The sequence below is a fragment of the Nocardioides sp. NPDC023903 genome (genome assembly GCF_040639295.1).
In the GTDB taxonomy this organism is placed as follows: Bacteria; Actinomycetota; Actinomycetes; order Propionibacteriales; family Nocardioidaceae; genus Nocardioides.
The window spans coordinates 1-1,053 of record NZ_JBEZZS010000121.1 but is presented as its reverse complement, the minus strand read 5'-3'; the positions used below and the strand labels follow the sequence as shown (position 1 = coordinate 1,053).

The 1,053-nt window shown below is 68.2% G+C and carries 1 protein-coding gene; it reads right to left on the bottom strand.

All coding sequences use genetic code 11. From position 1 onward, the window contains the following. Positions 1-297: 297 nt before the first annotated feature. Positions 298-1,053: catalase-related domain-containing protein (locus AB0F44_RS30390; RefSeq protein WP_357361112.1), on the bottom strand; the 756-nt coding region annotated here is incomplete at its 5' end.

Below are 1,053 nucleotides of genomic sequence, written 5' to 3'. Positions count from 1 at the left end.
GACTCGGCGCGCTCGATCGCGAACATCATCGCTCCTGTCATCGGTATTGCGGCGGGCGCACAACGTTGGGCACCCGCGAAGGCCGCGACGCAGGTCGAGCGCACCGCGATGACGTCGTTGGCATCGTGATGGTGAACTCGACCTGCCCCGAGGTAATTCCGGTGTCGACACCGTCCTACGAATGCGTGGCTGAGCCGGTCCTTCGGCGCCCGTTCCTCATTCGGCTGATCGCCACACCGAGGGAATGCCCGCCCATTCGCACTCGAAACGACGGTGCGCACGCACTGTCGGCGCTGCTCAGGCGTCGGCTTCGATGCGCGCCCACGCACGATGCTCGGCCAGGTCGGTGAGCAACGCGCTCGCCGCTGTCACCGTGTCCGCGACAGTGATTCCCGGTGCGTCGGACTCGATGCCGTTGCGCTGTAGCACCGAGGCCGCCGTGCCGACCGCGGCGATCGCCTTGCCGTGCCGCCACATCTCCTCGACCAGCAGATTCACGCGGGCATCCGTGGGCGCGGCCAGCAACAGCGCGCCGTCGAATTCGACCGATCGCATCGTGGCGAAAGTCCGCGCCACCGGCACACCATCGATCGTGCCGCCGTGCGCCGCGACGACCATCGGCCGGACTCGGGCCTCTTCCAGCGCGGTCGAAACCTCCCGCACCGCCTCGCCCGATGTGGTGTCGTCGATCAGCAGGGCCACCGTCCGCCCGTCCACCGGGAAACTGCCGTGCCGCTGCGACAACGCGGGACTCGGCTCGAGATCCACGTGGTCGCTGTTCGGGGCGGGCTTGTCGAGTCCGAGTTGCCCGGCGACGTAGTCGGCCAGGCCGTCGTCGACATTGACCAGCATCTGCAGCGCGCGCCGCTGGATCACCTCGGACTGGCACTTGCCGAGTTCGAAGGAGAACGCGTCGGCCAGATGTCGCTGTTCGCCGTTGGTCAGGCTGCGGTAGAACATGCGCGGCTGCGAGTAATGGTCGGCGAACGAGACCGAGCCCGCGCTGTCGGCGGAGGTCCGCAGTTTCGCGGTCGGCGGCGGAATCGGTGTCGG